At 57.2% G+C, this 25,381-nt stretch carries 23 protein-coding genes, 1 tRNA gene and 1 other RNA gene; 13 read left to right on the top strand and 12 right to left on the bottom strand.

Annotation, left to right across the window (positions count from 1 at the left end; all coding sequences use genetic code 11):
* Window positions 1–72 precede the first annotated feature (72 nt).
* A complete protein-coding gene (locus Enr13x_RS23730) occupies window positions 73–939 on the bottom strand; it encodes a DUF4456 domain-containing protein (RefSeq protein ID WP_231743746.1) in 867 nt (288 codons plus the stop codon).
* Window positions 940–1,314: 375 nt separating this feature from the next.
* On the opposite strand from Enr13x_RS23730, the gene ffs reads away from it, so the two are divergent.
* An RNA gene (ffs, locus tag Enr13x_RS23725) (signal recognition particle sRNA small type) lies at window positions 1,315–1,409 on the top strand.
* Between the two features lie 113 nt (window positions 1,410–1,522).
* On the opposite strand, the gene Enr13x_RS23720 is transcribed toward ffs, so the two are convergent.
* The 3 genes from Enr13x_RS23720 to Enr13x_RS23710 all read right to left on the bottom strand — a co-directional run bounded on the left by Enr13x_RS23720 (window position 1,523) and on the right by Enr13x_RS23710 (window position 3,495).
* A complete protein-coding gene (locus tag Enr13x_RS23720) occupies window positions 1,523–1,957 on the bottom strand; it encodes a hypothetical protein (RefSeq protein WP_145389317.1) in 435 nt (144 codons plus the stop codon).
* Window positions 1,958–2,181: 224 nt separating this feature from the next.
* Entirely contained in the window at window positions 2,182–2,607 is a 426-nt protein-coding gene (locus Enr13x_RS23715; protein ID WP_145389316.1) for an Rrf2 family transcriptional regulator, read from the bottom strand.
* An 18-nt stretch (window positions 2,608–2,625) separates the two neighbouring features.
* Window positions 2,626–3,495 (bottom strand): phosphoadenylyl-sulfate reductase, encoded by an 870-nt coding sequence (locus tag Enr13x_RS23710; protein WP_145389315.1) that lies wholly within the window; start codon window positions 3,493–3,495, stop codon window positions 2,626–2,628.
* A gap of 609 nt (window positions 3,496–4,104) precedes the next feature.
* Here Enr13x_RS23710 and Enr13x_RS23705 point away from each other — a divergent pair.
* Entirely contained in the window at window positions 4,105–5,358 is a 1,254-nt protein-coding gene (locus Enr13x_RS23705) for a HEAT repeat domain-containing protein (RefSeq protein ID WP_145389314.1), read from the top strand.
* A gap of 614 nt (window positions 5,359–5,972) precedes the next feature.
* On the opposite strand, the gene Enr13x_RS23700 is transcribed toward Enr13x_RS23705, so the two are convergent.
* The 4 genes from Enr13x_RS23700 to nusB all read right to left on the bottom strand — a co-directional run bounded on the left by Enr13x_RS23700 (window position 5,973) and on the right by nusB (window position 9,577).
* Window positions 5,973–7,325 (bottom strand): SGNH/GDSL hydrolase family protein, encoded by a 1,353-nt coding sequence (locus tag Enr13x_RS23700; protein ID WP_145389313.1) that lies wholly within the window; start codon window positions 7,323–7,325, stop codon window positions 5,973–5,975.
* Window positions 7,326–7,412: 87 nt separating this feature from the next.
* Window positions 7,413–8,276 (bottom strand): TerC family protein, encoded by an 864-nt coding sequence (locus Enr13x_RS23695; protein ID WP_145389312.1) that lies wholly within the window; start codon window positions 8,274–8,276, stop codon window positions 7,413–7,415.
* A gap of 36 nt (window positions 8,277–8,312) precedes the next feature.
* A complete protein-coding gene (locus Enr13x_RS23690) occupies window positions 8,313–9,089 on the bottom strand; it encodes a sulfite exporter TauE/SafE family protein (RefSeq protein ID WP_145389311.1) in 777 nt (258 codons plus the stop codon).
* Between the two features lie 11 nt (window positions 9,090–9,100).
* A complete protein-coding gene (nusB, locus tag Enr13x_RS23685; RefSeq protein WP_145389310.1) occupies window positions 9,101–9,577 on the bottom strand; it encodes a transcription antitermination factor NusB in 477 nt (158 codons plus the stop codon).
* Between the two features lie 256 nt (window positions 9,578–9,833).
* On the opposite strand from nusB, the gene Enr13x_RS23680 reads away from it, so the two are divergent.
* Window positions 9,834–9,906, top strand: a tRNA-Ala gene (locus Enr13x_RS23680).
* 450 nt (window positions 9,907–10,356) lie between these two features.
* On the opposite strand, the gene Enr13x_RS23675 is transcribed toward Enr13x_RS23680, so the two are convergent.
* The gene (locus Enr13x_RS23675) at window positions 10,357–10,560 is read right to left on the bottom strand and encodes a hypothetical protein (protein WP_145389309.1); all 204 of its coding nucleotides are present in this window, start codon (window positions 10,558–10,560) and stop codon (window positions 10,357–10,359) included.
* A 198-nt stretch (window positions 10,561–10,758) separates the two neighbouring features.
* Between Enr13x_RS23675 and Enr13x_RS23670 the strand changes: the two genes are divergently transcribed.
* The 7 genes from Enr13x_RS23670 to Enr13x_RS23640 all read left to right on the top strand — a co-directional run bounded on the left by Enr13x_RS23670 (window position 10,759) and on the right by Enr13x_RS23640 (window position 16,104).
* Window positions 10,759–11,280 carry a sigma factor gene (locus tag Enr13x_RS23670; RefSeq protein ID WP_145389308.1) on the top strand — a complete coding sequence of 174 codons (522 nt, stop codon included), beginning with the start codon at window positions 10,759–10,761 and terminating at the stop codon, window positions 11,278–11,280.
* Window positions 11,277–11,453, top strand: coding sequence for a hypothetical protein (locus Enr13x_RS39075; protein WP_231744485.1), 177 nt, complete (start codon window positions 11,277–11,279; stop codon window positions 11,451–11,453). The genes Enr13x_RS23670 and Enr13x_RS39075 overlap by 4 nt, the downstream gene beginning before the upstream one ends.
* Window positions 11,405–11,590: a c-type cytochrome domain-containing protein gene (locus tag Enr13x_RS39565; RefSeq protein ID WP_315856904.1), complete on the top strand. Its 186-nt coding sequence runs from the start codon at window positions 11,405–11,407 to the stop codon at window positions 11,588–11,590. The genes Enr13x_RS39075 and Enr13x_RS39565 overlap by 49 nt, the downstream gene beginning before the upstream one ends.
* A 376-nt stretch (window positions 11,591–11,966) precedes the next feature.
* Window positions 11,967–12,728 carry a glycine zipper domain-containing protein gene (locus Enr13x_RS23655; protein ID WP_231743745.1) on the top strand — a complete coding sequence of 254 codons (762 nt, stop codon included), beginning with the start codon at window positions 11,967–11,969 and terminating at the stop codon, window positions 12,726–12,728.
* A 638-nt stretch (window positions 12,729–13,366) separates the two neighbouring features.
* A complete protein-coding gene (locus Enr13x_RS23650; RefSeq protein ID WP_145389307.1) occupies window positions 13,367–14,245 on the top strand; it encodes a matrixin family metalloprotease in 879 nt (292 codons plus the stop codon).
* Window positions 14,246–14,250: 5 nt separating this feature from the next.
* Entirely contained in the window at window positions 14,251–15,288 is a 1,038-nt protein-coding gene (locus tag Enr13x_RS23645; RefSeq protein WP_145389306.1) for an AraC family transcriptional regulator, read from the top strand.
* A gap of 636 nt (window positions 15,289–15,924) precedes the next feature.
* Window positions 15,925–16,104 carry a hypothetical protein gene (locus Enr13x_RS23640; protein ID WP_145389305.1) on the top strand — a complete coding sequence of 60 codons (180 nt, stop codon included), beginning with the start codon at window positions 15,925–15,927 and terminating at the stop codon, window positions 16,102–16,104.
* Window positions 16,105–16,647: 543 nt separating this feature from the next.
* Here Enr13x_RS23640 and Enr13x_RS23635 read toward each other — a convergent pair.
* Both Enr13x_RS23635 and Enr13x_RS23630 read right to left on the bottom strand, forming a co-directional pair.
* Window positions 16,648–19,443, bottom strand: a complete 2,796-nt coding sequence (locus Enr13x_RS23635) for a serine/threonine-protein kinase (protein ID WP_145389304.1) — start codon at window positions 19,441–19,443, stop codon at window positions 16,648–16,650.
* 17 nt (window positions 19,444–19,460) lie between these two features.
* Complete coding sequence (locus Enr13x_RS23630; protein ID WP_145389303.1) at window positions 19,461–20,108, bottom strand: sigma-70 family RNA polymerase sigma factor; 648 nt, start codon at window positions 20,106–20,108, stop codon at window positions 19,461–19,463.
* Between the two features lie 853 nt (window positions 20,109–20,961).
* Between Enr13x_RS23630 and Enr13x_RS23625 the strand changes: the two genes are divergently transcribed.
* The 3 genes from Enr13x_RS23625 to Enr13x_RS23615 all read left to right on the top strand — a co-directional run bounded on the left by Enr13x_RS23625 (window position 20,962) and on the right by Enr13x_RS23615 (window position 24,310).
* A complete protein-coding gene (locus Enr13x_RS23625; RefSeq protein WP_145389302.1) occupies window positions 20,962–22,911 on the top strand; it encodes a phosphate ABC transporter substrate-binding protein in 1,950 nt (649 codons plus the stop codon).
* Window positions 22,912–23,393: 482 nt separating this feature from the next.
* Window positions 23,394–23,816, top strand: coding sequence for a YciI family protein (locus tag Enr13x_RS23620; RefSeq protein ID WP_231743744.1), 423 nt, complete (start codon window positions 23,394–23,396; stop codon window positions 23,814–23,816).
* Window positions 23,817–23,818: 2 nt separating this feature from the next.
* A complete protein-coding gene (locus tag Enr13x_RS23615; protein ID WP_145389301.1) occupies window positions 23,819–24,310 on the top strand; it encodes a VOC family protein in 492 nt (163 codons plus the stop codon).
* A gap of 177 nt (window positions 24,311–24,487) precedes the next feature.
* On the opposite strand, the gene Enr13x_RS23610 is transcribed toward Enr13x_RS23615, so the two are convergent.
* Window positions 24,488–25,375: a TetR/AcrR family transcriptional regulator gene (locus Enr13x_RS23610; RefSeq protein ID WP_231743743.1), complete on the bottom strand. Its 888-nt coding sequence runs from the start codon at window positions 25,373–25,375 to the stop codon at window positions 24,488–24,490.
* Between the last annotated feature and the right edge of the window lie 6 nt (window positions 25,376–25,381).

The following is a 25,381-nucleotide window of genomic DNA, read 5'->3' as shown; positions in this document are numbered from 1 at the left end:
GTGTTGGGGGCTGCGGTCAAACGTTTCGGAGCGTGCCGGATCATCGTGGCGGCAGCTCGCTTTCGACTCTCGCTATTTGTCGGCGGCGTGCTTTGCGACGCTGCGCCGAATCAACAGGTGGATGAAATAGTCCAAGCCCGCAAAGCGTCCGGCTCCCGTTGCTGCCAGGACGAAACAGGCCATACATTCGATCAATTGGTAGTTGCTGCTCGTCGGCCCGGTTCCCGGCGGGTACTGGCTCAGGAAAACAGAACCGAGAAAACCGGCCGCGGCTAACGCGGCGACGGGGGTGAACAGCCCCAGCAACAGGCACCAGCCGACCGCCAAGTCAAAGTAGGGCACGTAGCGATTGATCACGCTGGTGTCGACGACCGCGGTCCGCGGCTTGACCAAATCCAGCGGCGGCGAAGCCTGGCGTTGGTTGGGGGCGGCCAAGGAATTGATCGTGCCTTCGTACCCGGCCCACAAGTCGTCGATCGCCGCCAGTGCCGGTTTTAATTTGGCGTCGTTCTCCTTTCGAACGGTCTCGATCTGGCCCGCCAGACTCTCCACGCCGACGCGGTCGCCTTCGGTATTGAGCATCTCCAGTCGCAGCTGACCCAGATCGTATTCTTCCAATTCGTCGGCATAATCCTGCAAGACAACCTCATGGTCTTCCAGCAGTTTTTCCAACGCTTCGTTGGCCACCGCCAATTCCTTGTCGCCAAAGGTGTAGTAATCAGCAGCTTGATCCCGATACTGTTCCAACCACCAGCGCGTGAACTCGGGATCGCGTCGCACCTTGCCGTCGTAGTCCCAAACCGTTTTGCGAAATTCGTTCGCGAACGGGCCCTTGGCGTTGGCGAAAAAGGGTGCCGCATCCCAATCGCCCTTGCGATACTTCTCACTCCCTTCGCTGTGAAAGTGCCAACCGATAGTCAGTCGAAGCAAGACAAGCATCGTGATGGCGATGATGCCCAAGATTCGGGGCGAGATTCCCCAGCCGACAGCGAGGCGAAGGGGGGTGAGCAAAAGATTTCGCACGATTTCAGGCAGCTCCAATGGAGAGTTTGTTGGCAGGGTTGTAGGCGGGGAGCGTGGGGGCAACCGCGCCAATGGCCGGATCGGTTTCCACTCCGACACCGGCAAGCCATTCATTATGGACGAGAAAACGCCTTCCGCCAAGGATAAACGGCGCGCGAAACGGCGACGATTCGCAAGCAACCTGTGGGGCTGGGCGAGACTTGGCCGAGATTGCCGATTGGCGTGGCCGTCGCACGCCCTGACTTTTCAAGATGAAGATCGTCGTTTACACTTCCCGTCCCATTGCCCGACGGTGGTGGCCCTTACGACTGTGAATCGTGAACCTGGTCAGGACTTAAGTGGAGCAGCCATAAGCGGTGTAACTTTGTGTGAGGGCCACCTCCGTCGTGCAAACCCAACAAAAATGGCGAGATCGTGCCGTCGGCATGACCTCGCCATTTTTTTGTGCGCCGAATTTGTTGCGCCGAAACATTTCAGCCGAAACGGATCCGAGACGAAACTAGTTCTTCACCAATTGGGTCTCGGTGACGAAGGGGTTCGTTCGCACGACACCGACTTTGACCGGTTTTTGCACGCCTTGGCTGACGCACGGGTTCAGCGTGCAGGGCGCCGGTTCGGTCGGCTGGTATTCGCTCGGCGGAAGATAAAAATCGCTCCGCAGGCGTCCGCGATAACCGGGGCCAGCGCTGACCACCGGAGGCGAAGCGAATGGGCTGATCCCGTAGGGGCGAGCGTGCCGGGCACCGTAGTAGACCGGCGGGTTGAGCGCAAAGTACGGCGGCGTCCGTAGCGACGATCCGTACTCAGCCCCATAAGGCTGATAAAAGCCGAAGGGGACGAAGGGGTAACCGGCTGGATGGGCGGCAGACGCCGCGTCCGATCCGCCAAATGCAATCGCGGCCAGCGCGGCGACGGCAAGTGCAATTCGTTTCATGGTGTTAAGACTCGTTTGGTGTCGACCTGACGTGTGGAGAAATTCCCGGGCGGGAAACTCCACGCTAGTCGCAGCAGCGATCCTTGCAACCGTCACCAGCGGCGAAACACACGAAAGCCCTAAAGGGCGTGCGGATTGTGCAGGCGTCAGCTCGCCCGGTAAAAGCCTGATTTCGCCGTGCTTTTCGGCCGCAGCAGGCAAAACGTGAGATATCTTCCCACGCATTAGATGTAAAACATCACCGCGTCGTCCTGGGCCGTGCGGGCGGCGATCTCGGCCAACGTGGTTCGGGCCAGTACCGCCCGCGAGGCCTCGCTGGCGGCGTCCCAGACGTCGTGCAGCATCCGGTTGGCTGGTGTGTCGGTCGCGTCGGTCTGGCCATTGGTTTCGGGGCAGCCGACCGCCTCAGCAATCTCCAGCAAGGTCAGCTCGGCCGGTGCGATCGCCAAGCGATAGCCGCCCTGGCTGCCGCGAATGCTCTGCACCCAGCCGGCACTGCGCAGGGTGCGCAGGATTTGAACCAGGAACGGCCCGGGGATGCCGTGCCGCTGGCTGATCTCTCGCACCGCCACCGGCGCCTTTTCCGGCTGACGCAACGCCAATTCGATTAGCGCCAGCGTCGCGTAATGAACCCGTGCAGAGATTGTCACCGAATCCTCTCCCCGTTTTCAGTCATGAAGCCCGCATTCGGTCTTCTGAAACCCACTCCATCGCCCCGCACGCTCGTCTTCGCCGAGTAAATTGGCGCGCGTGCATGGCCAGCAGCCGACGCTCGGATAGCCCTGGTCGTGCAGCGGGTTGTAAGGGATGTCGTGCTTGCTGATCAGACTCCAAACCTCTTTCTTGGTCCAATTGGCCAGTGGGCTGATCTTCACCAGCTGGAATTTTTTGTCCCAGCCGACGATCGGAGCCTTTGCACGATCTTCGCTTTGGTCACGCCGGATCGCGCTGGCCCAAGCGTGCAGCCCCCGCGCCGCGTCTTTTAAAACACGTAACTTGCGATCGAAGCAGCATCGATTGGGATCGGTCTTGTAAACCGGCCCGCCGTTGGCCGCTTCGTATTCCTGGACCGTTTGTTGTGGGTACTTGAATTCGACTTCGATCCCGTAACGCTGCTTGACCGCTTCACGCAATTGCAGTGTTTCTTTGAATTGATAGCCGGTTTCCAGGTTAAAAATCGGCGTCTCGGGAGCAATCTCGCTGAGCATGTGGATGATCGTCATCCCCTCGGGGCCAAATGCCGTCGCCATCGAGAATTTTGGCGCAAAACGCTCCACCGCCCAGGCCAGGATCTGTTGCGGAGTGGCCGTTTCCAGCCGCTGACTGTGGTCGGCCAATTCCGCTAAAAACTCTTCGGTCGGCGCCAGCGGGGGATCCGCCGCCAGCGCCCCTTGCAATTCGTCCTCCGCTGGCTGGCTGTCGGCGTCACCGCCCGTCACAACGGGAAGCGACGCGGCCGTAGGGACAGACTCTTGTCCACCGGCAGCACGCTCCAGCTCCGGTTCGATGGACGGTTCGGCGGTCGAGACGGGTTTCATCGTCAGACTTTCAGGAAGGCAGAAAACTCGAGACCGGCCGCTCCTGCGGCCACACAGCCGGATAACAATAGAAAGTTGATCCGATTAGTCAAGTATGGTATCGGCTGGTTTGGGGATCGGGTTGAGCGGATTTCGGCTCCCGGCGACGCTGATTCGCGGGCGGACGGGCGAAAAGCCGATAAAAACGCTGCGGGCGTGAGCCCGCGGGATGTTACAATCCGAGGGTACTGGTGCCGCGGCAACGCCGCGGTGTCCAGGCTTTAGCGACCGTCCAGCTTGGGGCTAGCGCGAAACGTGACAAATCTGAATGATCTGACCGAATGGGTGAGAGGTGGTCGGCGGAGGGGTGTACGACGTCCTTTCCAGGTCGTCGCGCAGAGCCCCACGGGCGACGGCCCGGAAGGGCCATCGTACTCGGAAGGCGGAGGGGTGTACGACGTCCTTTCCAGGTCGTCGCGCAGAGCCCCACGGGCGACGGCCCGGAAGGGCCATCGTACATCAGAAAAGCGATCGCCTTAAGCTGGACGGCGACTCAAGGCGGCACACCAACGAAGGCAGCATCCCGGTCACCGTGGCCGTTTCTCTTTCTTCTCGTCAAACAGACCTGCCATGACACATTTGATTCGCCATTCGCGTCTGCCGTTGAGGTTCGTGTTGCTGCTGGCACTTGGGGCGTTTTGCGTCGACGCACCGCGGGCCCATGGCGACACTTTGGAATTGCGTGGCGGGGTGCAGGTCGATGGAAAGATTGTGCGGAAGACGGACACCGGATCGAAACCGCATGTGATTGTGGAAGTGGATCCGGAGATGCGACTCGCGATTCCCCTGAGCCGGGTCGTCAAGACGGTCGGCGACGGCGAGGAAAAACTGGTCTGGTACCGTCGGCAGTTGGCCCAAGTGGGCGAGGACGCCGAGGCGCACTGTCAATTGGCGCGGGCGTGTAAGGGGAATGGTCTGTTGGCACAGCGTGACTTTCATTTTCAGCGAGCCATCGAAATCGATCCCAATCATTCCCAAGCCAGAGCCGCGCTCGACTATGTTCGCGACGGCAACGAATGGGTGCTCTTTGCCGATCAGCAACGACGCCGCGGATTGATGCGGACAGCAGGGGGATGGGAGGTCCCGGAGGTTTATCTTCGTGAACAAAGACGCGACGAGTTCGACGAAGCATCGAAGCTCTGGATCAAAGAATTGACCAAGCTGAGGGGGCTGGTGTTGCGACCGGGAAAACGGTCTGCCGAAGCGCTCGAATCGATCCAAGCCATCGATGATCCGCTGGCATCGACCGCGCTGGCCGAAGCCCTTGAAAAGTCGCGAGGGAACAAACCCGATCCGAAATCGTTGCGGATGATCTACGTCAAACGACTGGGGGCGTTGAAGACGTCGGTCGCAGTCCAGGCGTTGGTTCGAACGGGAATCTTTGAGCCCGATCCGGGCATCCGCACCGCCGCCCTCTTGCAGCTTCAGGAGTACGGCGGGTCGTCCGCGGTCGCGTCGTATCTGCCGATCTTGAAGGGCGACAATCGCAAGCCGGTGGAAGTGACCGCGGCCCTTCGCGCATTGAACTACTTTCCCGACCCAGAACTTTGGCAAGAATACGTCGATGCCTTGATCACAACGCACAAATCTTTGACACCCAAAGGGCCCGGCATGTCTGTCGGCAGCAACAGCCTGGGCGGTTCGGGGCTTTCCACCGGCAGCAAGCAAGAGGTGCGAACCAAAACGGTTCAAAACCCCGCCGCGTTGGAATTGCTACGGCAAATCGCACCGGGCGTCGATTACCGATACGACCAAGCGGCATGGCGAAACCACTTTGCGGCGCAGCTGACGCAAGCCCCCGACGATCTCCGTCGCGATCCGTAGCAACGTTGGTGTTTAGTTTTGAGGTGATTCCCGGTCACTGCGACGGACCGTTGTACGACGTCCTTTCTAGGTCGTCGTCGGGAGTCCAGCGGACGACGGCCCGGAAGGGCCATCGTACTCGGAACGCGGAGGGGTGTACGACGTCCATTGCCCTTGTTCCCGGGCTCCGCCTGGGAACACACTGCCATGGAGGCTCCCGCCTCCTGGCTCGCCGACGGCGTGTGGCGGAGCCACACCGGCCTTGCGTTCCAAGGCGGAGCCTTGGAACGAGTTGAGGTCGTCGTCGGGAGTCCAGCGGGCGACGGCCCGGAAGGGCCATCGTACTCGGAAGGCGGAGGGGTGTACGACGTCCATTGCCCTTGTTCCCGGGCTCCGCCTGGGAACACACTGCCATGGAGGCTCCCGCCTCCTGGCTCGCCGACGGCGTGTGGCGGAGCCACACCGGCCTTGCGTTCCAAGCCGGAGCCTTGGAACGAGTTGAGGTCGTCGTCGGGAGCCCCACGGGCGACGGCCCGGAAGGGCCATCGTACATCAGAAAAGCGATCGCCTTAAGCTGGACGGTCTCTCAAGCCTGCACACTGGCACTGGCATGCCGTACGCTTTCGCGTCGCGCATCACTCGACCGGTTGCAGCACGTATCGGTGCGGGGCCGGTTGGGCGGCTTCGTAGATCGCCGCCAATTCTTCGTCGGCTTTCTGTTCGAGGGCTGCGAGTTTTTCTTCAAAGCCTTCCATCTTTTGCTCTCCCGCGGCGACCTTTTTCTCCAACGCCGCCTTGGACGCTTCATCACCGGCTTGGGCCAGGCTGCGTTGATCGCGTGCCAGGTTGCGAGCGGTGTACCAGTGACCGCGAAGGTCTTTGATCGTCGATTCGTTTCTGGCTTTGTTCATCGCCACGACCTTGGCCGCCTGGACGGATTGGGGGGTGGAGGGGAACCGTTGCAGTTCGACATGGGCGGCCAGCTGGGTGTGGGTGAATTCGCCGACCGGTGTGCCATCAATCGAAAGGGCGTATTTGCCGGGCGCCAGGCCGTGGACCTGGAACCCTTCGCGGCTGAATTTATGGTCCAGCTTCAGCATCTTGGCGGCGACCTGGGTGTCTGCGGGGGTGACCCACGGCAGTGATTCGGCGAGGAAGGTGAATTCGATCGATCCGTCCGCACCGACCAGCTCGCTCACCTCGCCACCGGTGGCCCGTGCGCGATAACCCTTCTTTGTGGGCACGAGCGTGATGTTCGAAACCGGGCCTTGCATGCCCAGGTTTTCAAGCCAGGCGTGTGCCATGATCAGTTGGCCGTCGGTGCCGGGATGAACCGCATCTTTGATGAAGGTGAACTGCGGATCATCCTGACGCGCCACTCGAGTCAGGTGATTCAGGGGGCCGAACATATCGATCGACCGCATGCCACGACGGTCTGCCTCGTCACGCAACCAAGTCCCAAAGTAGGCGAGGACGGCGTTGTACTGACGCAGCGCGGACTCTTCGCGGGGGCGTTTTTTCAAATTGGCGCGGGCGGCGACGGCGTCGAACATCGTCGGCGTGATCGGCGAAACGGTCGTGCCGGCGGATTCCAGACGGTCCAACAATTCGGTCATGTCGGTTTCATAGGTCTCAAAGATTGCATGATCGAACGCTTGATAACGTCCGTCGTTCATCCCCAACAGAATCGTGACCAGCTTCGGATTCTTCGACAGCACGTCGCGGTCGAGACGCTGCAGTGCGTCCCAGGCTTTGTCCCCGCCGATTCCCGCGTTGTGGAACTTCAGCGGCACACTCGGAAACCGGGTGATGAAGAAGTCTTCGATGTACTGTGTGTAAAGTCGCTGATGCGTGATGCTGTCGCCGAGGAAAACCACCGCATCACCGGATTGGAGATTGGCGGCGCCGACTTGGATCGGTGTCGTCTGGGCGAGCGACGGGAAAAGGAGTAAACAGACCGAGAGCAGGGCCAACGCGAATCGTTTCATCACTGGTGTGGGGGATAGAGGGAGGGAGAGGCAGAAAAACGGAGGGCAGAAAAATCTGAGATCTGAAATCTGAGATCTGGAACCATCTTAACCTCTCACGCTTCCGGTTTCACCTTCGCCGCGGCTGGGGCGAACGCGTTTCATCTTCATTCTCAGATTCAGGAATTCGACCATCAGGGAAAACGCCATCGCAAAGTAGACGTAGCCTTTGCTGATCGGCGTCCCGGAGGCTTCGCTGATCAGCACGACGCTGATCAAGATCAAGAAGGACAAGGCCAACATTTTGACGGTGGGATGTTCCTGGACAAACTCGCTGATCTGGTTGGCAAACGCGATCATCACCAAAACGCTGATCACCACGGCGGTGACCATGACGGAGACTTCTTTGGCCATTCCCACAGCGGTGATCACCGAGTCGAGCGAAAAGATGACGTCCATGAAGGCGATTCGGAACAACACGCCGCCGACGGTGACGCTCGCACGCGTTTCCGGCGTGACGGGGTCGATCCCATCGGATGATCCGCCGCTGTCACCGGGCAGATTTCCGATCTCGGCCTCCTCTTCCTGACCCTCGATCTTGTGATGGATTTCGCGCACCGCAGTCCACAACAGGAACAGACCACCGAGCAGCAAGATGATGTCTTTTCCGCTGATTTCGTCCGCTTCTTCGTTTTCGCGAAGGTACTCGGCAACGGATTCCAGCGGGACATAGTCGGACAGATGAAACAGCGGCCCGACGAGTTGCATCAGGTAGCCGATTCCCAGCAGCAACAGGATCCGCATGCCCATGGCCAACACCAGTCCGAAACGTCTGGCGAACGAGCGTTTTTCCGGCGGCAAGCGTCCGGTGATGATCGCGATGAAGACGATGTTGTCGATCCCCAGCACGATCTCCATCAACGTCAACGTCAGCAACGCAACGATCGCGTCACCGGTCAGCAGAGATCCCATTTCCGCGATCATATCCAATGCCTTTTTGTCATCGCACTAGCCTGGGCGGATCCAAGGTGAGGCCAGGCCGAGAATCCCCATCAAGAACAGCAGCCCCAAGGTAACGCCTCGCAGACGGTTGCGTCCGAGCCAGTTGCCGAATTTAAGTCCCAGCGAGGTGACCAACAACAGGATGGGAATCGACGCACCGGCATTGAGCGCCGGGGTGACCAGTCGATCGCCAAAGAAAGCGAACAGCATGACGATCGCCGGCGCCAGACTGGTCAGGTACATCGCAAACAAGAATCCGCGAATCTGACGGGTGTTCCAGTCATGGGCAGAGACCCAAAACACCATCGCGGGCCCCCCCATCCCGACCAGCCCTTGCAAGAAACCTGAGATGGGAAACGCGATCCAGGCCCAGATCGGCGACAGTTTGGCCTTGGGGACCGGGTGATACAGGACCGTCGCGATCGTCGCCGCCAGCACGACAGCGCCGACGAATTGTCGGATCCGCACCAACGGAAACGCTTCTTCGATCGCGATCAGCGCGATGATTCCCAGTGGAAAAAAGGCGACGCGTCCAATCCCGGGCCAGAGAATGGTCTTCGGCCGGATCGATTCCCGCAGCGCGTAAACGCCCGCGATGTTCTGCGGAATCGTCGCCACCAACAGCGCCATACTGGCCTCGGGGATCAAGTACCCCAGCCATAACAGGGTGGGAATGATCAGCATGCCGGCGGCGAATCCGGCCGCCGCCTGGACAAAGATACCGACCGAGAGCACGAGCGTGACGACCAGCCAAGGCCCTAACCAGGAAACGACTTCGGGCATCGGTCGATCGCCTAACCGTCGTTGTCTTGGGAGGCGTCTTCGTTTTGGGAGGCGTCTTGTTCGCTGGCCCCACCCAATGCGTTGGCCTCGAATTCCTTGAGCAATCGATCCAAAATCCCGTTCACAAACCGCGGGCTGTTTTTGTCGCCGTAGCGTTTGATCAACACCACCGCTTCATTGACCGCCACGCGGCCGGGCGTTTCGGAAAACAGGATCTCGTAGCCCGCCATGCGCATCACGTTGCGATCGGTGATCGCCATCCGCCCCAGCGCCCAGCCTTTGGCCAGTCGGGCGAGATGCCGGTCCACTTGCTCGCGATGTTCCAGCGTTCCGGTCAGCAGATTCTCGGCAAACGCCGACAAGGCCGAACGGCCCTGCAGCCGAGACTTGATAAACCGGCGCGCCGACACGGCATCGCGTGTGCCGTTGACGTCGGCTTCGTAAAGTAACTGTAAAACGATCTCGCGGGCGCGACGGCGGGTGGACATTCAGGATCTCGGGACGCGTGTTCTTTCGAAGCAGACGCTTTTTCAGGGATTTCGATGATTCAGGAGCGGATTGTAGGCGCGCCCCGCCGCCGCGCCGAGCTACCTCGATGCGACCTCGATTTTGCCTCCAAAACGCGGGTTGACGAATCGGCCGTCGGATTGATAATACCGCTCCTGATTAGTTGGTCAGCCCGTTGCGACGGGCCCAACATGCCTCCCCCATGGCTTTGATCGGATTCCAAATGGGGGCCCAAACGGGGGTATAGCTCAGTTGGGAGAGCGACGCGCTGGCAGCGCGTAGGTCGTCGGTTCAAGTCCGTCTACCTCCACTTACGAACGAAAAGCCGCCGATCCAATGCGATCGGCGGCTTTTTTCGTGGGATTTTCGTGGTCGTTCGCCGGCTTCACCGAGTTCCATCGGTTCGTGCCATTTCGGGGCAGTGTGCAGCACGCGACTGCGAGCAAGGCACTTGCAGAGTTCAACGATTCATTTTCTTTCATCGCATTGCACGCCGCTTCACTGGTTTGAGTCCTACTCGGGGGAGCTTTCGGACGACCGTCCGAAGAGGAGCCCTCGATCAAGCCGTCTTCTTTGGAGGTCGTGCAGTTTTTTAAAGCAACCCTCCTGGCAGGAGGGTCGAGCGAAGCGAGGGGAGGTCGAAAGGTGAATCGAGAGTTTTATTTCACCTGCCAGAGTCGCGTCCCAAGCAGCAAAGAGAACCCTCTCCTCGCTACGCTCGACTCTGCCAGAGGGAGAGTGTTGAAAACCCTTTAAAAAATCAACGACTTGAAAACTGCACGACCTCTGTCGCCTCAATCGCCATCATGAATCGGCCGACGTCATCCGGCCGATCACTGACCGGGGATCCGTTCACGGCAAGGCCCATGGTCATCATGCCAGTGCCCAACAGAAACAGTGCGAAGGGGAGACGCACCACCATCGCCAGACGAGAAAATCGAATGCTGCGTGTTTCGATGGACATCACATTCTGTCTCATCGTTGAGTTTCTCAATCGGACACTTGCCTGTGTGCTGCAGGTAACTGCCGTGATGTAAATGGTGGGAGGAGTTTTTCATCGGTTTTGCGGGCATGACCAGGACTTCAAGAATCTTTTGTCACACTTGAGAGAATTCGTGGAGAGTACAGGCATCAACCCTCAAATGCAGGTGTCAACACGGCAATGCTTGAAGAACATCAGCAGATTCGATTTACACAACTTTGGACTGATGCTCAGCCAACGGTCAGTCAGTACGTCGCCTCGCTGATTCGGGACCAGTGGGCCGTTGGCGACATCATGCAAAGCACGTCACTCGCGTTGCTGCAGAAGTTTTCAGAGTACAACGATTCGCGCCCGTTTCTTCCCTGGGCCTTGGGTGTGGCCAAGTTTGAGATTCTGGGGCATCGTCGCAATGCCGCCCGGAATCGGATGATCTGTGACTCAGAATTCATTGAAATGTACACACAAGCCTGGGCCGAGATTGCCCCGCGAATGAGTGACGAGGCGGCGGCCCTGCGGCATTGTGTCGGCGAGTTGAAAGCTGTTGAAGGGACTGCCTCGGCAGGCACTGACTTTGCCAGTGCTACACAGTTCAGCCGTGCATTCGCAAAGCCAAAGGGCACACAATCCTCAAACGACGCGTTGGCAAGATTCGCGATAACGCAACTTCACTACGAATCAAAGTCAAACGGAATCGTATCATGACGTTCATTCGAATTGCAGTCGCCCTGCTGATGACTGGCCTCTCGACGCAGGCCATCGCGGAAGACCTGTCGCCCGAAAAATTGCAGTTCTTCGAGTCGGAAATTCGTCCGGTGTTGGTGCGAGAGTGTTACGGTTGCCATTCCAACAAGGCAGGCAGGACACACGCGAGCTAACACACATCGGCGGAAGCACCGGGCCGGCCGTTGTGCCGGGAAACCTGGAAGAGAGCTGGCTGTACAATGCGATCACACACCAAGACTTCGTCATGCCGCCGAAGCGGAAGCTGCCTGCCGTTGACGATGCCGCTTGACCGACGTCCACGGCAACGTGGCGAGAGAGATCATCGCTTAGGAGTCCGACGTTGATCTTCGCTTCAATGCTGCGGGTTTTGTAGGCGTTTCTTCCGACGACCACGATGCGTCCCGCCGACTGCTCGATCCGATCGTAAAGCAATCCACAACGCTAGCGATGACCGAAGTGATTCACACCGCGCTGGCTTGGGGAAGGACCAGCGCGCCTCAGCCCAACGCGCGATCCAGCAGCGAGGCCAAGGCCGTCGTCGCAATTGGCAATGATCGACAGCCATCAGCCTGGGCAGGGGCTCACGATTAGCCTGGAGTCTTACTGGTAATTGTCACTGTTTCTCTCACTTGCTCGATTCTCCGAAACACCAACTTCTCACGTGAATGGCGTTGCCTTTCGAATGGAATTGGACGAAAAGATTCATAGTTCCTCATTCCATCGAATGGGCTTTCAGAACTCTACACCAAGGAATGGTTATGAACACGAACGACAGATGGATCCGCATTCGCGTCACGTTGGCAACCGTTGTGATTTTTGGATTCAGTATGACGCAGGCCACCGCTCAAGAGAATACGCAACGCGGAGCGGTTCTCGGTGGATTGGCGGGAGCGGTCACCGGCGGTCTGATCGGCGATCACAACGATGAGGCCGGTGCAGGCGCAGCGATCGGAGGCGCGATTGGTGCGATCACTGGTGGGTTGCTGGGAAACGCAGCCGATAAGGAAAAACGCGAGGCACAAGAGCGGCAGCAGTACGCACTGCAGCAGCAGGCAATCCAAAGGCAAGCGGCCATTTCGATGGCGGACGTGATTTCGATGACGGCCAGCGGATTGAGCGACACGATCATCATCAATCAAATCAGCCAGCGAGGAGTTCAGTACCGCCCCCAAGTTTCTGACATCATTACCCTGCACGACAACGGCGTGCGTGAACCGGTGATTGCGGCGATGCAACGAGCAACGATCGGACAACCGAACGATCCCAAGCCCGTTGTTGTTCAGCAAGTCGTTACTCCTGCTGCAGCAACACCGGTGCCCGTGATCGTTGAAACGCGGCGGGTCACGCCGTACTACTATCGACCAGCTCCTGCCGCTCCGCGTGGCCGTCGCCCCATTTCTCGTGGCAGTTTCAATATCCGCTTTTGACTGTATCGCAGTTCCGCATCGCGAGGCTCCTACGAAAAAGAGCAACGCTTACAGCCAGTGGCAAGATGGCTGCGGCACCAACTGAGCAGGGCGGCGAAGTTTTCCGAGTGCGAATCCTCGACCGATCGAAGAGTCTCGGTCGCGGGGTTTTTCTGCGTGGTTTCCATACCTAACAGGCGGAACCGCCGTCCGAAAAGTCACAGCACCTGTCCAACCGTCCAAGAAAACTCACTGGGACATCAAGAAATTTCCCGGATCTTTGTGACATCCCGCAACTTGATTCTGTCTGGATAAATACGGGCCGGCTCCAGGGCTGATCAGTTGTTGAATTTGCGGTGTCCCCTGAAATGATCACCCAAAGCGTGAGCGAAGGATTTTCACTGACCCTCGTTGGCGCATGACAGTGCAATTGAAGGCGATTTGAGCGTGGCCAAACGAATGAAGCGGACAGCATTGAGGTCGACGAATCCTTCTCCGATGGCGGTGATACCGAACTTGGTGCTGGTGAACAAACCGAAAAATTCTTCGGGAGGAAATTCGGTGGACGAGGATTTGGCAGTCCGGGCGGATTCCGATTTGGATTAGGTCGCTGCTAATGAACAGAAAGCCGGAGCTCCACGTCCAACCACAGGAATGTCATGTCTAAGCACAAAGGATCAAGTCGATTGCTTCGCGCGGAAGCGTTGGAGTGTCGAAGATGTATGGCGGCGAGTCTCGGCTGGGATGGCCCCGGACTCGGTTCGGCGACACTGACGTATCACATTGATGCGTCCGGCTCGGGACTCGATCCGGCAACGGTTCAGTCCGCGATCGAGACCGCATTGAAGGCGTGGTCTGATGTCGCCGCTATCGATTTCATGCCAACCAATCGAGCTGGGCTTCAAGATTCACTCGACTTTTCATTCGAGTCGATCGATGGTTCAGGCGGAACTTTGGCGCAGGCATACTTTCCCGACGATGTGAATCCCGCGCGAATCGCCGGCGATGTCGAGTTTGATTCTGCGGAAATCTGGGAGGTCGGCAACGCATTGGGAAGTCGAGCCACGGACCTGGTTTTGGTTGCGGTTCATGAAATCGGCCACGCACTCGGCCTGGATCACAACGATGCCGCCGACAGCACATTAAACGAAACCATCTCGCCACATGAATTCTTCACCACGCTACCGGCTTCGGACGTGGATGCGATCCTGGCACTTTACGCACCCGCCACAGGCGCCTTCATCGACGATCCTGTCGCGAACGATGGCCTGACCGACGACGCGGATGAAACGGTGTCAACAAACGAAGAGCCTGACGTTGCCCCCAGGCGACGGTGGACTCCATGGGCGCGGCACAACCCCTGGGGCCGTGGTTTTGGCGGACGAGGATTGAGAAACTTCCCAACGCCGACCGACGAAAATTCGACGGATACCGGTGCTGAAAGTAACAGCGCAGATCAAAATGGGGTGACGACGGACCTCGGCTGTACTCCACAGCTGACTCGGTTCATTGGTGCTCGCTCCGCCTGGAGAAGGTAGCGAGGATGAGCTTTTTCAGTGAAGACCCCATCACGGTACTGCTTGAGAAACTCTATCTACCGGATTGGGAAGCGGTCGAGTTTTCCTTTCCCAATCGCTGGGGTTTGCGCGTGCCAGATAAGGTTGTCAGCATGTACGTGTTCACTCAGGGCGGCGGTTGGCTTCAATGCGATCAGCCGGGCACCGAACCGATCAAGGTCATCGCGGGCGACCATGTCATTACGACACAGGGGCAAGCGCACAGAATGCTTCGCGAGCTCGATTGTGATGCGGAACCGATTGGTGATCGCATCCGCGACCCGACTTGGCAGATGGACTCGGACGTCGGTCAGACGGTCTTCGTCTACGCACAATTCAGTCTCTCAGAGTTGACGCTCAATCCACTCGGGATTGGCCTGCCAGACGTTCTCCACCTCAATCATCGTCGCGACAACGTGTTGAAATCCTGTGTCCCGATGCTCGATCTGTTGCAAGCAACCAGACGCGAAGCGACAGCAGGTTGGCAGCTTACTGTCCGTAGGCTGGCCGAACTCGTGTTCGTAAGAACAATCGCCGCCGAGTTGAATCGTGGCGTACCAATCACAAACACTCAAAGCGACATGCATATCCGACAAGCAATGACGGACCCGGCGATCGGCCCCGTGCTGAAGCAAATGCTCACATCGCCGCAGCGACCTTGGTCGGTCCCTCAGATGGCTCGCATTGCCAAGATTTCCAAGTCAGCGTTCTCGGAGCGGTTTCGCAATTGCGTCGGATCTCCACCGCTGCAGTATCTGACCGAGATTCGCATGAACAAGGCTTGTCGGTTGCTGCGAGAAAGTACCGTCGAGATTGCGAACATCGCGATCTTGGTCGGATACGAGTCACCTTCCTCCTTTAGCAACGCGTTCAAACGGTGGAGTGGAAAGTCGCCTGTGGGATACCGTCGGGGAGGCGAACATCACACCGGCTGTCAGCCCAAATCACAGCTCAACAGCCTGCCTTGCGTTTCAAGCGAACGTCTTTTTGGCAACGCGATTCGACCATCAAAATCATCGCACTGACGAAGGCAACACCGGCATAAGCAACGGGTGAATCGAGCAACGCAAAATCAGCAGCGGCCGCGTCGCTTTCTGGTACTTCGACAGCATTTTCAACAGATGTCGCCAACGAAACCAACGTCTCGCTCGTATCCCGTCGATGAATACCATGTCCCGGTGCGGCCGCAATCTGGAAACTTCGGAAACGCCCAATGCTTGGGTCAAGCCGAATGTCACCTCGATCAACCAGACCCGTCGCCGTCACCGCTGGTAGCGGCACAGCATTCATCGCAATCAGTCCACCTTCACGCGAACGCTCGATGGCGATGATTGACGCCCTGCCAGACGCATCGGCTTGGGACTTGGATTCCGAGTTTTCAACAATGTTATCGATCGTCCGTTGACGGATTTGCCACGGAGGCTCGCTCGCGTGCTGATCGGTGTCGACGGTGGCTGGGGATCGGTCTAGTTGCTCCAAGGTATCAAGTTCAACCATTCCACCGTTAACGTCGGGAGCGTTGACGCGCGAGCCACGTTCGTTAGATTCTGCCGAGTCGACAGTGAAAGCGGTACGGGTTACGACCGATGACGGAATTGTTGATCGAGTGGATTTTCCATGAACTTCGGTGACCGCTAATTCCGACGTGCTAAGCGACAGCAATGCAACATCCATCACCGACGCCGAACGATCAACACTTGAAAGTGGCAGAGGCGAAACCGCGACCGCTCGTTCCCTGGATGCAAACTCCGCCCTCGCTGCAGATTCCGCGAACACTGCGTCTCGGTCTGCAAGGGTGTTTTGATGCGGCCGTCCCCCATCTTGGAAATCGCGGATTCTGACCGCACGATCGATCACAATCGTGTTCACGTATGGATTATCGCTCGAGGTTCCGCGCAGTTGTTCCAGGCGTGACTCGATCGCGGCAGCCACTCGAAAAGGATGGATCGGTTCACCACGAAGTTGTATCGACCCATCCGTTGCCTTCGCCACCCTCGGCACGGCAGCGATGGCAATTTTTACATGGCTGGACAATGGTTCCGTGATGCGAAGTTGTTCACCGGAAACCCGATAGGATTCAGCTGGCGCAGCGGGTTGCGGGACAATCGGCTCCGTCGCAACCCGTGCGGCAATTGCCTTCACAATCCTTGGCGTTGTGAACGAAGCTTCATCCGAATTGACGACGAAAAACGGCTTCTCCGCAAATTCCACAGCATGCCCCATCAAGCCTGCCGCCAGCAACGCGCGGTTCTCTAACGGCTCAACGCGCAATCGCCGTTGAGGGTTGGAGGAAGATCGGCGAGGATTGCGTTGCAAGGGCATGGCAGGATGAGAAAGGACCGATCGGGACGATACTGAATCTTCTTTGATAATAATTTAGTTTGCTAGGTTCCGTCCACAGGGATTGATTGACGCAAAGAATGGTACTCTGGACGATCGAGCAAGTCGCTCGTCGGTTTGTAGCCACCCTCGATCGCCATTACCAACGTTTCTCGTGCGTAATCGACACAATTGGACCTGGAAATGACGTCTTCCGATTCCAAAGAAGGAGTGATGGGAATCTGCGCAGCGATCTCGCGCAGCTCTTCCGCGACGCTGGCCAATCGCTCTGCATTTCCGAGCCACAATTTCCGCCTTTTCAATGCGATGGCAGCCGCTTCCGGTGCCCGCTTTGTCGTCAGCAGGAGCTTGGCATAGTTGAAGTAATGCTTGCTGAGAAATTCTCGGTATCGTGGTGTCTGAGCAGAAACGTTGTAGGCGATCTCTTGGTGCTTTACCGCCGATTGATAGGCGTCGATCGCTTGCTCCAGGTTGCCAAGTTCTTCATGGACAAAAGCGACGTTGTTGAAAACGCCACCCAGCGTGCTGTGTTGGTCCGCATCCTGCTCGAAGGCCTCCGTCAGAGTCATTTGAAACGCAAGGGCTTCTTCAAAGGCACTCTGCGCCTGCTCGAAACGCTGCGTCTTCGCGAACGCGAGTCCCAAGTTGTTGATCGACACGGCGAGATCGCGTTGATACAGTCGATGGTGCGGCCAGCGATCGGCCAATTGCCGATTGATGTCGACTGCTTGGGAGTAAGAGTCGATCGCTGCCGGTAGATCCCCCGCGTCCGACTGCGCCGTGCCAAGACTGCTAAGCGTCTGTGCGACGGCTGAAGCAACCTTCGGGTTACTCTTGTCCTTCGTCAGCTCGACCATCTGCTTTTTCAACGCTGCTCTTGCAAATTCGATTGCTTGAAATGGTTCACTCTTTGAAAGCAGTCCGCTCAAGTTGTGGTAGGTCGATGCCAGTTGCTGATCGAGTTCGCTACTCCACTGCGACTCGTCGATCGTTTCGATGATTTCGATACTGCGACGAAAAGCGGCTTCGGATCGTTCTGATTGTCCGATGGAATGAAGCAACAAGCCGAGATTGTTGAGTGACAATGACAAGTCCGATTGCCGATCGGGATCGTTGGGTTCGGCGCTCACCAAACGCTCCCCGATGGCAATCGCTTGTTCATAGAGTTGTTTTGCGGTCGCGTAGTCACCCGCTTTTTCTTGCACGAGAGCCAGGTTGTTTTGACAGGTTGCCAGCGCCGATGACAATGTTTCGTTGGTTGGATCAGCAATCGACAACCTTTCAAAGAGGTCCTTCGATTGACGCAGTGATTGGGCCGCTTCGCGACTCAGTCCGATTTCGCTTTGCAACGACCCGATCTTTCCGTAGGTGACGGCAATGTCTTCCACCAATTCGGGGTCGTCTGTCGCCCGCTGGACAAAACTTTGATAGTAAGCGAGCGTCTCTTGCAGCAATTGTCGCCGGACCTCACTGGCCGAAGGAATGTCGGCCAACAACTCTGCCGTTTGCGCGCCAAGCCGATCGACCGCTGCACGCGATTCCGCTTCACTCTCTTTCCACATGATGGTGCTGGCATCCGATTCGCGCTTTGCGGCAGCGATCATCGCGTTACTGGCGACGAGTCCCAGCAGAGCAAGCAAACCGATAAGCACCGATGCAACCACGGCGCTTCGATGTTTGTTCGCCCACCAGGATACGCGATCCAACAGTGTCGGCGGTCGAGCGACCGTGGGCTCGCCACATAAAACTCGACGCAGGTCTTCGGCAAAATCGGCTGCCGTATCATAGCGGCCGTCGCGTGTCTTCGACATCGATTTGGAGATTACGGTCTCTAGGTCCGGCGGAATGTCGCGGCGGATCGTTCGCAGGAGCGGCGCTTCGTGGCCATCAATCTGCCGCAATACGGCTGGCGCGTTGTCGCCTCCAAAGGCAGGTTGCAAACACAACATTTCGTACATCGTCACGCCAAGTGAAAAGACGTCGGTGCGTCCGTCGACGATCGCAGATTCTCCCCGTGCCTGTTCAGGACTCATGTACTTCATCGTGCCGACGACGTCGCCGGTTTTGGTCAGAGATGCATCGGTCTGGCAGAGCGCCAGGCCAAAATCAGTCACCCAAACCTTGCCTTCATGGTCAAGCATCAGGTTGGACGGTTTGACATCGCGATGAATCACACCGGTTTGATGCGCCGCATGAAGCGCGTCGGCAACGGCAATCCCGAGCCGGACCACTTCATGAACGTCCGGCTTGATGCGGTGCTCTCGATGGTCTGCGATGACCGCATCCATGGATTGGCCATCAATGAACTGCATCGCGTAGTAATGAACGCCACGTGTCGAGCCGACCGTGTGGATCGGAACGATGTTGGGATGATGCAGCCCAGCAGCCGCGTGGGCTTCGTTTTTAAAACGGGCGATTTGCTGTGCGTCGAGGACGGAAGCGAAAGGCAACAGCTTGATCGCAACCATTCGATCCAACGAGATTTGCCGAGCGCGATAGACGACTCCCATTCCGCCGCGACCGATTTCGTCCATCAGGCGAAAGTCGCCAAGGACACGATCAGAATCGTCGCCAAACTGTGTTTCCACATCGCCATCGTGTTGCGGCACGAAGCCAACCGCGATCTGATGCAGGTCTTCCAATCCGACGATGTAGGACCGTAGCGGCTCGATCAGATCGGGATCCTCGCAGGCTAATTCATCCAGCGACGGGGGCACGCCGCCTTCCAGCGATTGCAAATAGCTATCCAAGAGTAACGTGAGACGCTCTTTCTGCGCCGCGTTCAGATGCCGCGTCGTCGCAGGCTCGATGCTCAAATCGAAAACGGAAGATTGGTCCATGACAGTCAGGCAAACGGCTAAACGTCTGAATCCTCATAAGTCTCTTTGAACTTGTCCATCGCGCGCAACCATAGCATGCGTACGGTCCCCGGCTTGCGATCTAATCGTTCGGCAATCTCGTTGAACGAGAGTCCCTGCAGGATGCGCAGCACGATCACATCGCGATACTCTGGCCGTAGCTTGGAGAGTTGATTCGCCAATGCGACCGATTTTTCCTGCTTCCGCATCGGTTCGCTTGGCGACGGCCCACGGTCGGCGAGAACGTTCGCAAAGTTTGCGGCGCTATTGTCGAGGGCTTGACTGACCCGGTCGATGGAGACATCGCGTCGCAAGTCGCGTTTCTGGGCATTGAGGTGAGTGTCAATGGCGTTACGCAAGCTGTTCACCAAAATCTGTCGAAGCCACGCCAGCAATTCGCCTTCACTGCCGCCTCGAAACGTCTGGAAGTCTCGATGGGCGGCCAGCATCGTTTCCTGAACCAAATCCGAAGGACTCATGCGACGACGAAGGCGATGATCGAGTTGAGTGGTTGCCAGAATCGTCAAGTAGTTTCGGTACAACGTCAGCAATTCACCGAGCGACTCGGCATCGCCACCGCGAGCCAGATCCAGCTTTTCGCGTGCCTGCGTCGCAGATGAGTCAGAAGAGCCTAAAGGTTCCGCCATGATTCCTTTCGATGTTTGCGGCCTCAGCATCCAACTTGGGTTGTTGGTCTCTTTTCTGGCGAATGAAACGTATTCGTTTTAACCCGATCGAAGCCGATTGGTTTCGGTTTTTGTCGTGGTCACTTGAACAGAGGTTGGAGGTGCTTGAAACCCGCAATTTGAATGGCCTGCGGACGATCAGGCATCTGAATTGGATGATCGAAAAAGTGAACAGCCCACGTGACTCAAGCACTGAATCACGTGGGCAAACCAGCGAGCGGGCTGCGTTTTTGTGAGCCGCGCGCCGCGTAACCGGCCGGGCACTGCGACGCTGCCCGAGGCCTTACGGCCAGCGGCTCACCATTGACTCAGCAGATCCCGACTAAATCGACAGCCCGCTAGCTGGTTTTCGCGGAATTCCGAATTGAACTCAGGGGGATCGAGAGGTTAAGGATCGAACGGAAAATAAGTGTCGGATCTAGCGAGTGGGATAGGCTTCCAGCCTGTCATTCCAGCGTCGACAGGCTGGAAGCCTATCCCCCTTAGTTTCCGTGCGTTGCTAAGCCGGGGACGACTCGGGAACTATGAGCCGTTGCGTAAACAGATCGATTCTCTTGAATTGATCAAAACCAAGAATGTCGTCACCCAAGATTACGAATACACATGCGGCGCGGCCTCACTCTATCCAGTTTTTGGGATCGTTTTAGGACTTCGGGCAGCGACCCGTTTCCTCGCAATTCTCAACTTCGTCGGATCATCGTTTGAAGTTCCGATAAAGATTGGCCCTGCCAGCCAAGGATGGACTGTACAACGTTTTGGGCAGCAACCAAATTGCCGGCTCCTGTCTGAAGTATGCCGCAAAGAGTCGCCACAGATGACCGAAGCACTCGCGATCACGGGCTTTCTGCTCGCCGCCTATTCCATCGTTGCCAACGATGCGATTCAAACGCTTGGCACGTTTTTGAGTTCAAACGCCAAGCGGCCCTGGTGGGTGTTGTGGGCATTCGCCTGCACGGTCTTGATGATTGTGTTCGTCTATGGCTGGCTTTCTAACGACGGCGACGTCGCGTTTGGGCGGTTATCAAAATTCCCCGAACCGGCCGGTGGATTGACTTGGCTGCACATCATTCCTCCGTTGGTGATCCTTGGACTGACACGTTTTGGGATCCCTGTCAGCACGACGTTCCTCGTGTTGTCGGTGTTTGCACCCGGCAACATGACGTCCATGTTGACCAAGTCGATGCTGGGCTATCTGGTGTCCTTTTTTGTTGCGATTGGTGTCTATGTTCTGATCACCAAATCATTTGAACGAAAGGTTCGCGATTCCGCCGATGCGCCTCCTGCGAAGTACTGGATCGGCCTGCAATGGATCTCCACCGCGTTTTTGTGGAGCCAGTGGTTGATGCACGATTTGGCGAACATCTTTGTTTACTTGCCGCGCAAGTTGGACAGCTCGTACTTCTTTTTCGCCGCCATCGTGATGCTGGTGCTACATGCCTATATTTTTTCTCGGCGTGGGGGTGAGATCCAGAAAATCGTCAACAGCAAGACAAACACCAGTGACATCCGGTCGGCCACCATCGTTGACCTGATCTACGGCATGATCCTGGTGATCTTTAAGGAATACAGCAACATGCCGATGAGTACGACGTGGGTCTTTTTGGGACTGTTAGCGGGTCGAGAAACCGCAATCTCACTCCTGTTGAAAGCCCCGCCGCTGAAACAAACGACTGGAATCATTTTCAAAGATGCTTCCAAGGCGGCAATCGGCTTGGCCATCAGCGCTCTGCTGGCGTTCGTCTTGCCGATGTTTTTCAGCAGTGCCGTCGGAACGGCCGACGCATCCAGCGATGTTGAATCGGTGACCGCGCCCGACGGAGAAAGCCTGGCACAGCTCGCGCCGTTTCAAGGCACCGACGCCGCGGACTTTCCGCAGGCAAACTTGCATCTAGCCGGTTCCGATACGATGCGTCCGTTGGCCAAGGCCTGGATCGAGCAGTTCAATACGCTTTATCCCCAGGTTGCCATCGATCTCCGTTCCGAAGGTTCCGCGTCGGCAATCAAAGCGATGGCCAGTGGCCAGGCGGAAATCGGCTTGATGAGCCGGCCTATGAATCGCGAAGAACTGAATCAGTTTCGCGGCAAGTTTGACACGCATCCGCTGGTGATCCGCGTGGGACTCGATGCGCTGGCCGTCTATGTCCATCGCGACAATCCACTGCGCGGTTTGACCTTGCCACAGTTGCGGGAGATTTTTGCCAAGAAGCAGTCGATTGAGTGGAAGAAGTTTGTGTTGCCGCCGTTTCCCAGCACTCCGATTGAAACCCATGGACGCAACGAGTTATCGGGGACGCGCCAGTACTTCATGGACACCATCGGCACCGATGGCCTGCGTAGCGACATTCAAACCTACGATCATTCGGAAGGGGTTGTCCAAGCGGTGGGCGAATCGATCTCAGCGATCGGCTATGCGGGCTTGAACTTTACCAACGATTCGGTGCGACCGATTGCGATTGCCCAAAAGGAACACGATCCCTACAGCCACTACTATAACGAAAAGCATCCAAACGCGACGTCTCTCCAGCGTCGCTTTGCTCCGGTCTATTCGGGGCAATATCCACTTGCGCGATACCTTTATTTGATCGTTCACAAACCGAACGGCGAAACGCTTTCGCCACAGATCGCTGCGTTCTTGAACTATGCAATTTCACGTGAGGGTCAGGCAGTGGTCATGCAATCCGGCTTGATTCCGCTGGACACCGAGTTGCAATCCATCCAGGCGATCCGATTGCAATCCAACTACGTGCCTCGACTGCAGGACTAAAACGACACGAGCCGAGTCGACAGGATCCGAATTCGCGAGGAGATCCTGGGCTCGGTCGATGAAGCGTTTGAGGCCGCGAGGAAGGCGGGCGTGATCCCAGATCACCTCGCTTTGATTTTGAGTAGAATCAGCGGGGATGCGTGTGGCTGGTGCGACGTGGTAAAGAATTTCGGACGTGTTTTTAAGTGGGCAGCCGGCACGCCTGAGAGTTTTGCTTCAGCAACGATTCGCTCGCATTCCTGTACGGTCTCTCGTTTCTCATTTTTTGGGCCAACCAATTTTTTGTCCAACCTTCTTGCCCATCGCATCGCGACGAACGAGGTCGATCGATTGCAGGGACGTCTCTGAATTTGACGAGCGGAGTTGGATTTTCGCAATCGTGTGAGCGGCGGCCAGCCAGAAGTGTCGAAAAATCTCCGGAGGTTGTCGATCTGGCGACGTCCCATTCGACTGGATCGTGAAACAGCAAAGCCAAGCGTCGTTTGGCGATTAACACGGAGAAACCTATGAGATACGTCTGTTTGGGCTACATTGCGGAAGGGAATTGGGATTCGCTGCCAGAAGCCGAGGGGCAGCGGATGTTGGAGGAGTGTTTTGCGTACGACGATGAATTGCGCAACGGCGGCCATTTTCTCGGCGGCGAGGCGCTCGATTCGTCACGCAATGCCGTCACCCTGCGGATGAAGAACGGTCAAGTCGACGTGACCGATGGTCCGTACGCCGAAACAAAGGAAGTGCTCGGTGGCATACTTTTGCTGGAAGCCCGCGACTTGAACCACGCCATTGCGCTGATGTCGAAACATCCGGGGGTGAAGATGGGGCCGTTTGAAATTCGACCCGCTGACGAACAGACCAACAAATTGATCGCTCAGCGGGATGCAGCATTTAGTAATAAGGAAAACTGAAGATGACAAAACAAGCGAAGAACACGATTTGCCTTTGGTACAATGGCGACGCCGCAGACGCCGCGCGATTTTACGCCGAGACCTTTCCAGATTCCTCTGTCGACGCGGTGCATCGAGCGCCCGCCGATTTCCCATCCGGAAAGAAAGGAGATGTCCTGACCGTCGAGTTCACGGTGATGGGCATTCCCTGCCTCGGACTCAACGGCGGCCCCGGTATTGAGCATAACATGGCGTTCTCGTTCCAAGTCGCAACCGCCGACCAGGCCGAAACGGACCGCTACTGGAATGCCATCGTCACCAACGGCGGCGAAGAGAGCCAGTGCGGATGGTGCAAAGACAAATGGGGTTTGCACTGGCAGATCACGCCGATCGCCCTGACGCAAGGCGTGACCAATCCCGACCCCGCAGTCGCCAAACGAGTCTTCGAGGCGATGATGACGATGAAAAAGATCGACGTCGCTGCGATCGAAGCAGCGGTTCGCGTTGCTGACTGAGCCGTTGATGTGCCGAACTTAACCAAACTATTCATCGGAACCAACAAAATGACCGTCAAGAATGAAGGCCGTTATGGGCCCAAAAAAGGCGGATGGCAGCCTGCCTGATATTGGGCTGCGCCTTGACCGACCGAGCCGTCTGATCGATGTCCGCACAGAAAAACGTTGTAGCAGGGGTCAGTTTATTCCATACGTGCTGAGAAACATTTCAATCGTGCGTTCGACGATTTGATTTCGTTGGCGGCGTGACGGCGGGGGCTCGCCTTGGACAATGCTTGGCCAGAACGCGAACGTACGCAGCAATCCGAGGAATTGCATGGCTGCGAATTCCGGGTCCGCTTTAAGAAGACAGCCGGATGCCTGCGCGTTTTTCATCCACGTTGTCACTCGCCTGATAAAAAATCGCTGGTCGATCTGTTGGCCGGCATCCGGCTCGCCCAGGACGCGCGACAGTCCGGCTCGGGCAAGTGCCTGCACCTCCTCCGACGTGAAAAAGTCGATTTCGCTGTGCGCAAGCTCCGTCAACTGCTCGGCCAGGTCACGCGACTGGTCGAACTCACAAGCGGGAAGTTGCTCGGCGCGGAGCTTTAACTCCTCAAGAATCGCATCAAACAGCGATTCCTTGCTGTCGAAATGGTTGTACAGCGTTCGCTTGCTGACCGAGGCGGCGTCAGCGATGCCTTTCATGCTGGCGGCGAAGTACCCGTATTGCTGAAACGCCTGCACGGCGGCCTGCACGATGGCCGCTCGTTTGCGATCCGTCAGCCGCTCTCGCCGCGCGGTTTCAGGAGGTGCACTTCGGGGTTTACTTTTAGCTGGCATAAGATAAAGTGTACCGAACGGTTTACTTTTCGCAAGGAGTGGCTTGGCCTCTTCAGGTCGACAAGAGATGTACTTTACGAAATTCGACGTCGGCGTTTCTGTCCTGGGCATTGTCTCCTTGTGGAGCATTGGAATCACCGGATGCGCACAGAAACAGGACGTGATCGTCCCGGTTGAGAAACCACCTAAGCCGGTCATGATCGCTGCGTTGCGGAGAAGTTCTCCGACAAGCATCCAGTTCATCACGGG

Source organism: Stieleria neptunia, assembly GCF_007754155.1.
In the GTDB taxonomy this organism is placed as follows: Bacteria; Planctomycetota; Planctomycetia; order Pirellulales; family Pirellulaceae; genus Stieleria; species Stieleria neptunia.
The sequence above is the reverse complement of the archived record's forward strand: the minus strand, read 5'-3'. Positions and strand labels throughout refer to the sequence as shown.